The sequence below is a fragment of the Streptomyces sp. NPDC058052 genome, assembly GCF_042885515.1.
In the GTDB taxonomy this organism is placed as follows: Bacteria; Actinomycetota; Actinomycetes; order Streptomycetales; family Streptomycetaceae; genus Streptomyces.
Window position 1 is genome coordinate 1 of the sequence record NZ_JBHVRX010000031.1, and the last position, 13519, is coordinate 13519.

The window sequence follows — 13519 nt, forward strand, 5'->3', positions numbered from 1 at the left end:
GCGCGAGAACCGTCCGGTCGACCATGATCGTCACACCTGGATCATGCCAGCCACCAGCAACGACGCATCAGCCGCTATCACGCACCAGCTCGTAAGTTGGAGATCAGCCGAATCTATCCCAGACCATCTGCGTAGGTGGCGCTGAAGGCGCCACGTGTGCGTTCTGCCATGGGTACCCCAACTGGTCGGCCGTCCGGAAACACCGCGGGCGGCCGGCTGATCGTCAGAAGGCTCGGCACAGGGTTCGTGGCGGCTCCCCGTCGTTCCAGGTGCTGCCGGGGTGACCTACTACTTGGCCGGGACGATCCGGACGTCGGTGACGCCTTCCTCTGCCCGTTTGAGGTCGGCGTAATCCCCGACCGCCGCCGCGCTGTAGCGGACCGCAGACGTATGGCGGCAGTTGTTCCGCACCCATGTGATCTTGTAGTTCCGCAAGCCGAGGTGCCTCCCCCTGGCCGTCGGCGTCCCCGTTCCGTTGAACGATCCGCGGCAGAAGTCGGCGTCTTCGGCCCAGGCGTCATACGCAACCCCTGCCCAGCCGTTCAGGTCGTCGGCCTGGTGGCTCCCGGCCAGCTCTTTCAGGTAGGCCATGAGTCCGGTCGCGCCACTCTTCTCCAACTGCGTGTCGAAGATCCGGCGCATGCCGCTGAGGGTCTGCTGGGCCCTGCTGCCGTAACGCGTCGCCATTTCCATGAACTCGAACTGGTTGCGGACCCGGTCGGCGAGCACGGAGTCCCAGTGGGGCGGCGGGTCCACGAAGTACCTGAGGGCTCCCTTCGTTCCGGGTATGACCTCCGCCGCCAGCCAGACGTCCGTGGAGACGTTCTCGAAGTGGGGATGCAGCAGCACTCTTCGTGCATCGTCCGAGGTAACGTCGCTCTTCTTGTAATTGCAGAACTCGCAGATCCCGACGAGGTTGTCAGGGGCGACGCACAGTGCGGGGAACGCCTTCTTGGGCAGGACGTGGTCGAGCTCGGACACCTCGCTGTGCCGGCACATGGGGCAGAGGTCCTCGTCACGGCCTTCCATGACTTCCTCATAGATCACCCGGCCTGGGCCGGCCCGCATGCCGCTCTCGTAGACGATGTCCGAGACCTTACGGTTCGGAACCCCCGCAATCTGGAAGTCTTGGGCCCTGAGGGTGTGCAGGCTGCTGGTGAGAGCAGCCGTCCGATAGGTCTCGGCAACCTCTTCCACCGCCGGGGCGGCGTCACGGAGCTTACTGCCCAACCCTTGGTTGTTCACCGTATCGCGCGAGACTCCCGTGCAGATGTCCCAGCTGGCTCTGGCACTCACCTGCGTCACGGGTTGGGATGGCCACATCAGCGACCCTCCGCCCACTTGTCCGCGAACAGGACGTGGACCAAGCCCTTGGCCTCGTCTCCCAGCTGACCACCGAAGGAATCGACGACTTCCTCGTATGTGTCGAGCCGCTCGACTGCCTTCTCGATCTCGGCGTAGAAGCCGGACTTCTTCACTTCGAGGCCGAAGATCTCGTGGGTGAGCACTCCGACGTTCTCTCCGTACGTCTCCAACCTGGGTCGCCGGGCGCGCCCTCGGGAGCGGCGGATCTTATAGGCGCAGGACCGGGGGACCTCCTGGAGTACGACGGGCGAGTGCGTCGCGGCGATGGCGACACCGTTGCGATCGGTCAGAAGCTCGGACAGGGCGCGGACGAACGAGGACAGGAGCGGGGGGTGAAGATGCGCCTCGGGTTCATCAAGGAGTACCAGTGTCCTCTCCGCGACCAGGTCCACGAGCCGGGTGAGGGTGAGCAGCACCAGCGCATGGCCGGAGCTGAGGCTCATGAAGATGTCACGCCACGGTCGGTCCGCACCGTTCGCCAGCTCGTTACCGATGCCCTTGAGGAGTCCGATCGGACTGTCCGCGAGGGGAGTGTTTCCGTGTTCGTCGCCGATGACCGCGGCACTGAAGTGGCGATCGCTTGCCAGCGCGTGCAGGGTGTCGGCCCACCGAACATAGTGCCCGGAGGTGGCAATCGATCTGAGACTGTCGATGAACTCGCCTGCCAGCTCCTCACGCTCTTTCAACCGGGACGCGCGTGTTTCGCCCGGCTTATCACCGTCTTCGTGCGCGGTGAGGCCGACGTGCTGGAACTTGACCTCGGGATCGGGGTCCACGCCGACGAAGGGGTCGAATGCGCTGAAGGTGACGAGCAGGACGTTGGCGAAGCCGACATCGTTGTTGTAGGTGATGCTTCCTGCCGTGGGCATCGGCGTGCGGTTCGGGTGTACCGCTGCTGTGGCCAGTGAGCGCAGGAGCGTGGTCTTCCCGACCCCGTTGGGGCCGATGAGCACATGGATATTGCTGGAGGGTACGGACGCGGGACGGACCTCGAACTCCAGCGGGGGGTGGGCGACCTCGCTGGCCGCTTGAGGAAAGTGGTAGCTGAACCGGTACTCGGTGCGCCGTGGGCCCCCGGCGGCAATGCGCATCCATTGCTGCAGAATCGTGCTGACGGAGACGTTGCGCAGGAGCGAGGTGCGGAACACGGTGCTCGACCTCGCCAAGGCCGCCAGTTCCCTCTCCGCGCGTGCGGGGCTCTCCATGGTGGTGACATCGCCCAGGCCCCGGAGGATCTCCTGCCCCGCCCGCCCGAAGTCATTGAGCGTCTCGTAGTAGAGGGCGTCCTGGCCGACGGAGATCCAGGGGCCTTCATCCGTCGGCAGACCGTCGGGGAAATCACCCCGCGGTACGGGGCTCGGCCCAGGCTTCTGGCCGGCCAGCGCAATCTTGACGCGGCCGACGTCGACAGGACTGGTGTTCTCGGCGGGACGGAACCACAGGTCGTAGCTGGTCCTGAAGCCGAAGTCGTCCCAGCTGTCCGGTACGAGGAGGGCGGCGCGGGGGCCGAGGTCGGAAGGAGCCCATCGGTCGGGCTGGACAATGAAACGCACTGGGGCCTCCGGGATCACGGCGCTGCTCGGCCCCGAAAGCCTAGGTCGCCCCTCCCGCGACGAGCACGGGGGCTCCACCGGGACGCCCGAGACGACGCCCGAACTGTATGACACGTACACGCCACTGCTGACACTTCGCGAATCGCCCAACTCAATAGACTTACCGATGGAGTTGCCACATCTCCCAATAAATCTAACGCACCCCAGTTCAGCAGCATGATCCATTCGAGTCTAAATGTGAATGGGCAGCTCAGAGGCACCTTCAATTCCCCTCCATCAATCTGCAGCACACCAGGTCAACGCACCTGAGATGTTGCAACTAGAGGGGTAACTGACACTCTTTGTTGACCAGGACTACGGCGTTGTCGTCGCGGTCGATGTGGCAGCGCTCGGCGTAGAGGCTGGAGACCCGGTCGTCGAGTCGATGCAGGTCCTGAGGCCCTGCTTTCCACCAGGGGTCACCCATGGGACCGGGGCTCGGGCAGTGGTGCCAGGGTGAGCAGACCGCAGCCGTAGCTCTTTGCCGGTCCGATGCCTTCCAGGAGAGCGGCGCGCAGTGCGGTGGGGTCGGTGACTCGAAGGCGGCCTTCGAAGGTAGCTGTGGACAGTGTGACCTGCCGGTCGCTGCGATTCTTGCGGAAGCGGAGCTGGCTGCGCGCCGTAAGGCGGACGTCTGCCGATGCCGGCTCCTCGTCGTGTGCGTCGCTGGCTCCGCGAACGGCTGGGATCTCGAAGCCGAGGTGAGGCGTTTTGGCCAGTAGCCAGGCGAGCTGGTGGGCGGCGGTTCGGTGGGCCAGGCGGTAACCGCGGGCGCGGCGGTCCTCGCCGGTGGTCCGGTTGGCTCGGTCGGCCTGGGAGGTGGTGAGTTTTTCCGGGTGGCGGGTGTTCTGGACGGGGTTGGCGGTGAGGCGGAAGGCGAACTCCCGCCCTCGCGCGATGCGGTCGAGCAGGGGGTTGTAGTCCCGGATGCGTGCGTGTTCGCCGTCGCCCTGAGGCCAGCCGGCCTGTTCCACGAGGTGGGACCAGTCGGGCTTGGAGTGGGTGAGGACGAGGAGGTGGGGCTGGTGGCGGTCGGTTGTCTCCAGCCGCCACAGAACGCGTTCGGTGACGGGCTGCTCGGTGATGCCGGCGAGGACGGTGGCGTGCATGGCCTGGGGGTTGCCGAGCAGCCGGATGGCGTCGCGGCGTCGAGGGTTGATGCGGATCTTGGACAGGTGCGGCATAGGGGTTACCACCCGAGCAGGGCGAAGGGGTCGTGCCCGGTCGCCTTGCGGCCGGTGGGCTTCGAACCGGTGGACGGGGCAGGGTCGGGCAGGCCGGTGGGCACGGTCAGCCAGGTGTGGCGGACGGTACGCGTCGTTCGGGCGGGGGTTCCGCTGCGCCGGAACGCGAAGGTGAGGGGGACGTCGCTGGCGGTGTGGTCGCCGGCGGGGTCCTCGATGGTCGCGGCGAGGTTCACCGTTGCGGCCCTGTGGCGGGCGCGCACGTGGTCTGCGGCCTGCCACGGGGTGTTCCGCAGGACCTGCTCGAGGTCAGTCGCGCCGTCGCCGGTGATGGTATCGAGCAGGAGCGGACCGGCGGGGACGCAGGAGCGGCGTCCGAGCGCGAGGGGGAACGCCGGGTTGCGGACGGCGTGGGCCAATGCCCCGACGAGGGACTGCGGGCCTTGCAGGGCAGCGACGAACACGGCGTCCTGGAGGTAGTACCGGTGGGTGATGTGCGTTGGTTTGGCGGGTGAGGTTCTCTTCTGCAGTCCTTTGGCGTTGACCTGGGCTGACAGCAGCGGCTCGCCGCCGGGTTCGCTGAGGGTGTGGTAGTCACGCAGCAGACTGCCGGGCTGATCGGCGCGGACGGCCAGGCGCAGGCCGGCGAGGTCGGTGATCTCCTCGCCGCGCCGCCGGCCTGCGGCGGCCGCCAGCAGTCCGACGACACCGGACTTCGTCGGCTCCGCCCGGGTCTCGCGGCGGTTGTTCTCCGAGGCGCCGCCCCAGGACTGCAAAGGGGCGGCAAGCCGCAGCAGAAGAATGGCCGGGTCCTGTTCGAGGTGGTTCATCGGATTTCCCCGTGCTCCAGCCAGCCGGCCACCGCGGTCCGGGTCTGCTCCAGCAGTTGAGGGAAGGGCTGCGAGGCACCGAAGGCGTCGTTGAGCTTGTCAGTGGCCTGCGTGTAGGTCGCCAGAGTGAGCGCCGGGGCTGTGCCCCAGGTGGAGGTGACGCTCTGCAGTTCCTCGGCCAGGCGCTGCGCGGACTCCTCGGCGAGGCCGTGAGTGGAGGCCACCGGCTTCTCGTAGGCGGAGACCAGGTTCACGGGCTGGTCGGTGCGGATGGTGACGAGGACGAGGTGGGGCAGTGTGCGGTGGGCGAAGGTGTTCTGGTGCCCGGTCGGCATGGAGCGGACGAAGGAGTCGACGAACTTGCCAGCCGTCTCGGCGGTGGACGGGGCGTCGTTGCCGAGGTTCTCGTGAAGCTGGTGTACGCCGAGGGTGGCGTAACGATAGAGGGTCGCGGAGTTGAACTCGACCGTGCCGATCATGCCGGCGCCGGAGTCGGAGGTGTTCTCGTCGTCCACAGCTGTGTAGTAGTCGAACTCCGTCTGCACCTTGTGCGTGGACAGGGCGTGCGCGACCTGGACAGAGGCGTCCACGTTCAGAGCGGCGAGGTCGGCCACCATGCGTCCGAACAAAGCGACCTCGGCGGGGTGCCCCTTGGTGAGCTCTTCCTGGACGGGCAGCTTCTTGATCTCGGCGTCGAGGTCGTCGTCGGACAGACCCGCCAGCTCCTCGGCACGGCCGCCGAGCAGGCTGACGATCCCGTCGAGCTGGGTCTTGCCGAAGAACAGCAGATAGGCGGACTCCTCCCCCTTCTTCTGCGACGCCTTGATGCCCAGCGGCTTGACCAGGGCGGCGGCCAGCCGGCCGGCCTTCTCCTCATCCAGCCCGTCGACCGGGCGCAGCCGGTCGGTAAGGAGCTCGCGGATCTTCTTCGTTCGTGTCGCCTGGTCGCTCTTCGCCACACCGGTGGCGTAGTGGGTGCGGGTGGCCCGCTTCCACGCCTGCGAAGAGACTCGGGCCCGCTTCGCGCCACCGAACGTCGCCTGCTTGGGCGTACCGGAATCGTCCCGGTTCAGGTTCGACGGCGGGACGGACTGCAGGACGTGGACATCGACGTAGAGGGGAGGGATCGTCACCAGGAACTCCTTGGATCTTCTTCGGCAAAAGGGAACGGCGGCGGCGTGCGCAGCGCGAAGGGCAGCGCCTCAGGAAGCGGCAGGGGAACCGCCGGGGCTGCTGGTCCAGGCGTAGTACTGGGCGCCCCAGCTGCGCCGCACCCGCTCCTGACCCTCGGGGAAGTGCCAGTCGCGGAGGTCGCGGTACAGGCGGGTGTAATCGAACGGCTGCCGGATGCCCCGGAGCTGGGTGACCAGTCCGCGCAGGTGATGCACGAGCTCGATGGCGTCGGTCGACGTCGCGGCGGCGTCCACCCGCCGGTTGACCGCCTCCTCGCTGAACTTCTCCGACTGCCGCAGCTCGCGCAGAGCCACCCCCACGCCGACCCCGGCCACGTGCATGGGCTGCTGCTGGTGCTGCTGGTGCACGGCGAACAGGGTCAGTGCGGCATGCTCGGCGGTGAGCCGGTAGTCCCGGCGCCCCTCCTCAGCCACGTACTCGGGCAGCACACACCGGTGGTGCGGCCACAGCTCCGGCACACTGCCGGCTTCCTGGCCCAGGCCACGGCGCAGAGCCGCCAGGTCCGCTCCCGCCCCAGGGGCCGTGGTGGAGAACTCCTCCCAGAACCACCGCCCGCGCCGGTAGGGGTTGCTGCTGTCAGTCATACGGGCGCCTCTTCCTCGAGGGACGTGCTGGAGGTCTGGTTCCGTTCGGCCTGCCGTTCCTGTTCGGCCTCGGCGGCACGGGGCAGGATCTTGTACAACGCGCCAGTGAGCGCCCGATCGGCGGTGGCCGACCGAAAGACGTCCTTCTTCTCCCCCTTCTCCGCCTTCTTCGTCCGACCGGCGAAAGCCGTCAGCGGCGCGGCGGCGAGGAGCTCCCCGGCGATGCGCCGGGTCTCCCGCCACACGACTTCCTCCCAGGCCGACATCCCCGCCTCCAGGACGTCGATGTCGTCCGGCTGCCGGCTCATTCCGGTGAGCAGCCTGCGCATCCAGGGATCGAGGGCGTGCAGAAGGACTTCGCCGGGCCGGTGGCCCTTGTCCCGGGGCAGAGGTTCACCGCCGGCGGCTCTCCGCAAGTCCGCAAGCATCCGGTCCAGCGCGAACGCGGCCCGGTCGGCCTGCGTGACAGCCTCCAGCAGCAGCTGGGACAGGTCCTGGTGGTCGGCGGCCAGTGCCGCGGCCGGCAGCGGAACCTCGTCGACCATCACGTGCTCCACGACAGCCGACTGGTTGCCGTACTCCACCCCGTACGTCGCCACCCGCAGCGGGTAGTCCGCCGGCAGACACCTCGCCGCGTACAGTTCCCCGATCTGCCGCAGCAGCAGACTCGTGGACACCCCGTCCGCATCCTCGGGCAGGGCGAGCGTCAGCAGCGCATTCAGCCCCTGCCACGCGCTGCGGCCGGGCCGATGCCGGCGGGGATAGCGCGGAGCCTGCCCGGCCTTGGGCTTGGCGACGTGACGCCACGCGGTGTGCGGCTCGATCGACGGCGTCTGCGTGAGCCGGTCACCGGCAGCCAGCACAGCACGGGTCACCCGCAGCCCATCCGGGGTGTCAGTCGCGATCAGACGGATCCGCCGGGACTGCCAAGTCCACAGATCGAGCAGATCACGGGCAGGACGAGCCTCCCAGGACGCGGTGACCCGCTCCCCCGCCCACTGCGGCACGCCCAGGGCGGCCTGGCCGTCGTAGTCGATCGGCAGGTTCAGCACAATCGTCTCGTACAGCGATCGGCCCAGCGGCACCACGACCCCGAGCTGTCCGAGGGGTCCCGTCGGATTGCCGGTCGTCTTGCCCGATTTCATCTTGTCGTCGCCGACGGCACCGGACTTGATGGCGGCGGTGTCCCAGCACTGGGCATGCAGCAGCCACAAGGCGGCCTCGGCCGGGCGCAGCTCCAGCGTCTCGCCCTCGGTCAGACAGCTGAAGACGGGCACATTGTTCCCGGACGCCATCGCGGGGATGAGCAGCGCGACGGACTTCGTCTCCCCCTTGGGCGTCTCCAGCCCCGCCACCTGTCCGAACGGAGCCTGGTCAGACAGCAGGTCGAAGCGGTCCCGATGCTCGTCCAGATACACGACGAGCTTCTCGCGCTGCTCAAGGGAGAAGCCGTCCTGCTCGAACCAGTCCTTCCACGCCCCCAGGGACCGCGGAGTACCAAGGGCATGCACCACGACGGGAAGGAGAATCTGGCGCAGCACTGCGGGCATCATCGCTGGCGACGGCAGAGCCAGACCCGTGATCAGGTGGGCGTTCAGCAAGGCATCCTGCAAGGCCAGTTCGGCAGGCTCCCCCGATCGTGGCAAGGTCCCCAGCCAAGAGGAGCTGACCAGGTCGAATGTCATCCGATGCCTCCATTTCGCGAAGAGACCAGGCTGAGGCAGCACCCAGTTCTCACCGCTGGTCGCACTTGGACCCTAGCGAGAACCAACTGTTTATGGATAAGAAACCGAGAGATTGCTGGGAGGTGCAGCAGGAGGCATTCCAGCCAGTTCCGTAAGGTGGCGCCGAGCGCCGCACCACCGCATGTCCCCGCCCACGCGGGGGTGGCCCCTGTTTGTGGATCGCGACGCGGTCGTCCCCGCCACCGCGGGGCCCAGGGCCCCGGCACACGCTGCCGGGGCCCTGGCCGTCAGCCGGACGAGCCCGCCCGCACGACAAGACCCAACTGGGGCTCGTAGGAGACCGCCCACTCCCCCAGCCGCGCCGTACCGTCCTCCTCCAGGACCAGCGCCAAGGAATGCTCCAGCCAGGGATGACCGCGCCACCCGTCCAACGGATGCAACTCGCTTTCGGCCGCCTTCGTCAGTTTCGCGGGCAGCCGGGTCGTCCCGCCAAGTACCTCGTCGAGCACATGCTCCGACGCTTCCCCATGCACCCCCAGCCCCGCTCCGTCCAGCGCGGTGTACCCACTGCCGCGGCGCCGCACGATCACGACCTCGACCGACCGCTTCCCGTCCCGCACCACGGCCTCAAGATCCTTCTCGTCCCCCACCCCAGCCGCTTGCCCGTAGTGAAGCCCCGACAGCGTCGGCCGCGACCACTCCCCCCGAGCCGCCAGCAGAAACGCCTCCGCCTTGGCAGCCCTATCCCGCTCCGACGCCTCCCACTTCACCCGGGCCTTCTCCTCCGCCTCACCCCACGACGAAGGACACACCGCCCGCTCCCCATACACCTCCCCCACCAAGCCGGGCACCTGTGAGGGAATCGACCACGTACCCCCCTCGGCCAGCGTCCGCTCGATGACCGCGGCCGTACGCAACAACCGGAACCGGCCGTACACCGCCTCCGAACCCCCGTGCAGCACAGGAACGCCCTCACCCGGCGCCACACCAGTCACCACAACCCTCGGCCTGGCCAACGTGGCCGGACGCACAGTGCCCTCATGCCGGTGAAGACGACCAACGCGCTGCAGCAGCAAGTCGATCGGCGCCAGGTCGGTCAGCAGGACGTCCACGTCGATGTCGAACGACTGCTCCGCGAGCTGCGTAGCCACCACGATCATCCGCCCAGGACGAGCCACCCCGGCCGCCGGCCCCAGCCGCTCCAGGCACACCGCCGTACGATCCGCCCGATGCGCCGCACAAAGCCGCCCATGCAGCAGATGCACCTCCCCCGGAAACCTCGCATCAAGCGCCCGGAACACCCCCTGCGCACGGTCGACAGTGTTCAGCACCACCAACGCCACACCGCCGCCCGCGACCTCACGAGCCGTACGCTCGGCCACCGCCTCACCACCATCAGAGGCATCCGGCAACCACTCCAAAGCGACCGGATACGACTCCCGCCACGACGCCGTACTCCGACACACAACCTCCGCCCGCCCGTCCTGGACATAGGCACCGGTGATGGAGGGATAACCACCCGGCTCAGGAACCTCCACAACCACCGGACCCCCCGTCCGGCCCTGCCCCGAGACGTACGCCCCCACCAGCGCACGCCGCTGTGCCGGCGCCAGCGTCGCGGACAGCAGCACCACAGGCACCCCCGCCTGGCCCAGCCAGCGCAACGCCTCGACCAGGAACTGCTGCATGTACACATCCGCCGCATGAACCTCGTCGATGATCACGACCTTCCCCGCCAGGCCGGCAAACCGCAGCATCACATGCCGGGTACGAGTCGCCGCGAACAACAGCTGGTCGACCGTCCCCACCGCGAACGAACACAGCAGACCACGCTTACGGCCGAGGAACCATTCAATGGGCCCATGACGCTCAGCCTGCCCGGAAGCGATCCCATAGAGCTCGTCGTCCTCGTCGATCCCATCGAACGACGAACCGCCCGAACAACACCCCCCCGCCACATCCGGCGCCGAAGCTTCCCGCCACTCGGGATTGAACATCCGCTTCCCGTGCAGCAGCGCAACCTGGCTCTCCAGACCGCCACCGAACTCCTTGAGCCACCGACGCACCTGGCCATACATCGGATCGGAAGTCGCCTGGGTAGGCATACCGACAAAAACACCATCACAACCGAACCGCGCCGCCAGCACCTCAGCCGCCACCAACGCGGCTTTCGTCTTCCCCTCCCCCATCGGCCCCTCAACGATATGCAGCGCCGGAACCGGCACCTCGCGGGCAAAAGCCACCAGCTGATCCTGCGAAGCCCGCCCCTTCTCCCCGAACCGGACCTCCACCAGGTCACCACCAGGAACGGGCAGAACACCCCACCCCCCACGAAGCCGCAACACCTCCCACGCGGCACACGCACGATCCCGGGACACCCCAAGACCCACCTGATCAATCCGGTCGATACCCGGGAAATACCGGCTGTCACTGGCGATCCAGTCCGCCATCACAATCAAGCCGGACAACTCCAACTGCTCCGCCCTCGAAGGCACAACCCGCGGACAGACCGCCGCCACACCCCCGAACCCCACACACCGGGTCACCACCTCCACCAGCGCCCGCTGCACCTCACCCCACTGCGCACCACGCCCCTGATGCTCCTGAGGCACCGCCCGGTCCCCCAGCACACCAGCAGACGGAAACGCACCGTGATGACCAGCGATCAACGGCCACACCCACCCGACATGCTCCGGCCGCCACTCCCGCCCCAGCACATCCATCAGCAGACGACCACCTGCCTTGTCGTGCCGCCACCGCTTCGACTTCAACGCAGCCGACCGCCAGGACAGCCCGCTCGCCCGCACCCGCGCCGCACCCGCCGCATCGAACTCCTGGAAAGCCGGCGTCGCCTTCCCGACATCATGAACAGCGCATAACCACACAAACAGCATCCGGCCTCGCCCCCCGGACACCACCTCCAGCAGCCTCTTCGTACGAGGCGCCAGAAATCGATCCCACATCAACTCAGCCACCGCAGCTGTATCCAGCAAATGCCCCAGCAGCAGATGCATCGCACCGTCGGCCTTCCCCGCCGACTTCCCCCACACCACCCCCAGCCGCTCCATCACCTCGGCAGACAGCGACAACTGCCGCATCACTTCCAAGACAGGCAACACCCCACGACCGACTGTCTCGCCACCCACCTGACCACCCCTCAACAGAGCCCACAAACTATGGCGCAGAGCCTGGGGCACAGAGACTGCCAGAGGGCTCTGACAACGACCCTAAATAGTGGCAAAAGCCAGCTCAGAAGGACTCCTCCGCGCTAGGCGAGACGCATCCCCCTGGACAGGCTCGCCACCCTCCTGGGACAGCAACTGTTCCGAACACTCCATCCCCAAGGGCGGCAGGTTCCTCGCCTCGATGCTCACGAGAAGGGCCCACAAATGGAGATGCGGCCGTTTTGCCTCCCGCGCAACTGAATGAGGGCAGCATCAGCTCTCGTAGAATCCCAGATCAGCAAGTGTCGTCCCCGCACGCGCGGGGGTTCTCCTCCTGGGCCGCCTACGCGATGGCAGGGGAGCACGTCGTCCCCGCACGCGCGGGGGTTCTTCGGACTGGTTCTCCCAGGTCTCCCGCGGCGACCGGTCGTCCCCGCACGCGCGGGCGGTGGGCCGCGCTGCAATCGTCCCCGCACGCGCGGGGGTGTTCCGGGGTGGCGCTCCGTCATGGAGCCGACCGACACGTCGTCCCCGCACGCGCGGGGGTGTTCCGGGTCCTGCCCCCCTCCCAGGGGCCGTCCCTCCCTCCACACACACGGTGTGGAGGTCGCCCGGCCACGATGGACGAGCTGGTAGTCGATACGGATGGAGCGCTGTGGGTCTCTCGTACGGGACGTGGGACGAACACGCGGGCGGCCCACGCCGCCGCCTGGATGAGGTGCTTCGGGAATCCAGCCCGCGCTAGGGTCCGGCTGGATCCTCGTCGCGCCCCTGAGCGGCGACGAGCGCCCGCCGGCCTTCCCCGCGGCCTGCTCAGCCGTGGTGCCTTCTTCACTCCAGCGCCTCCGGCCGACATCGGCACCCCACCCGCGCCCAGGCCGGGCGATTCGATCGCCAGCGCCACGCCATCCGGGAATGGGCCCGGTCCCAGGGCTACGACGTACCTGACTGCGGACGCATCCCCGCCCCCGTCATCCAGGCATGCGAGCAATCCCGCTGAACCTCAGGCATGGGCTTTGTTCACGACTTCGGGTTCTGGCTCAGCGCCTTTGATTGGTGACGATCCGTCCCGACTGCGGGCTGGGTCGACTTCGAGTCGGAGCGGCCGTCCAGTGCGCGCCCGGGTCGCACTACTGAGCCGGGGGCGGACTGGTGGTGGCGAGCTATCGCCAGTGACTCTATGTAGCGAAGTGATCACCTGGATGGTAGTAGTTGGGGTGTGACCTGCCGAAACGCGCTCCCCGCGGGCGTGAAGGAGAGGACAACCGGATGCTGACCTCACGACATGCCTGGCGCCGGAAGGCGTGGCTGGGCTTGGCCGGCGCCTGCAGCGCGCTGGTTCTGACGGGTACCGGTGCCGCGCCGGCCGGGGCGAGCGAGGTGCGCAGTGCGTGCGCTCCGTCACCGCAGTTGCGGCTTGAGGCGCTGGACCACTACGGCGAGTGGGAGCGCGCGGGCGAAGTGGCCGTGTCGGTCAACGCCTGCGCGTGGACGAAGACCGACCGGTGGACTTTCGACGTGGCGCAGGTGGCGACGACCGGCGGGTACGCCCGTTCGGGGTGGCGGGCGCGGGCGTGGGTGGTCAATGGTGACGGCACTCCGACGTACCGGACGGTGACCGTGCACATCAGGGTCGACCACTGCCCGAAGAGTGACCGGTGCGCGAATGATGTGGCGAGCTTCGAGGCGAAGATGCGCCTGGTCCGCGACGAGTACATCCGGCAGGTGATCACCGACACGACGCTGGTGGAAACCGGCTCTTCCCACCGCGGCTGGCGCCTCACGCACAGCTGAACCCGCGGGGCCAACCCGCCGCGTGCCCCCTGCCTTCTCCGCTTTCCGCGCACCGCGTCCCCCGCGGGCGGCTGAACGCTGTCTGCGGGGGACGAGCGCGCCCGTTGCTGCTGCCGTTCTCGCACCC

The 13519-nt window shown here is 67.9% G+C and carries 9 protein-coding genes and 1 pseudogene; 2 read left to right on the plus strand and 8 right to left on the minus strand.

What is annotated here, in order from left to right; translation table 11 throughout:
- Positions 1-288: 288 nt before the first annotated feature.
- From ACFVU3_RS31630 to cas3, 8 genes are all read right to left on the minus strand, one after another.
- Entirely contained in the window at positions 289-1230 is a 942-nt protein-coding gene (locus ACFVU3_RS31630; RefSeq protein ID WP_390071635.1) for an HNH endonuclease signature motif containing protein, read from the minus strand.
- Between the two features lie 92 nt (positions 1231-1322).
- Entirely contained in the window at positions 1323-2918 is a 1596-nt protein-coding gene (locus ACFVU3_RS31635) for an AAA family ATPase (protein WP_390071636.1), read from the minus strand.
- Positions 2919-3376: 458 nt separating this feature from the next.
- Positions 3377-4141, minus strand: a complete 765-nt coding sequence (cas6e, locus tag ACFVU3_RS31640) for a type I-E CRISPR-associated protein Cas6/Cse3/CasE (protein WP_390071638.1) — start codon at positions 4139-4141, stop codon at positions 3377-3379.
- A gap of 5 nt (positions 4142-4146) precedes the next feature.
- Entirely contained in the window at positions 4147-4971 is an 825-nt protein-coding gene (gene cas5e / locus ACFVU3_RS31645; protein ID WP_390071640.1) for a type I-E CRISPR-associated protein Cas5/CasD, read from the minus strand.
- Positions 4968-6104: a type I-E CRISPR-associated protein Cas7/Cse4/CasC gene (gene cas7e, locus ACFVU3_RS31650; protein WP_390071642.1), complete on the minus strand. Its 1137-nt coding sequence runs from the start codon at positions 6102-6104 to the stop codon at positions 4968-4970. Before cas7e ends, cas5e begins: the two co-directional genes overlap by 4 nt.
- Before the next feature lie 69 nt (positions 6105-6173).
- Entirely contained in the window at positions 6174-6749 is a 576-nt protein-coding gene (gene casB, locus ACFVU3_RS31655) for a type I-E CRISPR-associated protein Cse2/CasB (protein WP_390071644.1), read from the minus strand.
- Complete coding sequence (gene casA / locus ACFVU3_RS31660; RefSeq protein ID WP_390071645.1) at positions 6746-8434, minus strand: type I-E CRISPR-associated protein Cse1/CasA; 1689 nt, start codon at positions 8432-8434, stop codon at positions 6746-6748. Before casA ends, casB begins: the two co-directional genes overlap by 4 nt.
- Before the next feature lie 287 nt (positions 8435-8721).
- A complete protein-coding gene (gene cas3, locus ACFVU3_RS31665; protein WP_390071749.1) occupies positions 8722-11532 on the minus strand; it encodes a CRISPR-associated helicase Cas3' in 2811 nt (936 codons plus the stop codon).
- 928 nt (positions 11533-12460) lie between these two features.
- Between cas3 and ACFVU3_RS31670 the strand changes: the two are divergent.
- A pseudogene (locus ACFVU3_RS31670) lies at positions 12461-12598 on the plus strand (histone-like nucleoid-structuring protein Lsr2); the annotation flags it as partial.
- 269 nt (positions 12599-12867) lie between these two features.
- A complete protein-coding gene (locus ACFVU3_RS31675; protein WP_390071647.1) occupies positions 12868-13392 on the plus strand; it encodes a hypothetical protein in 525 nt (174 codons plus the stop codon).
- Positions 13393-13519 lie beyond the last annotated feature (127 nt).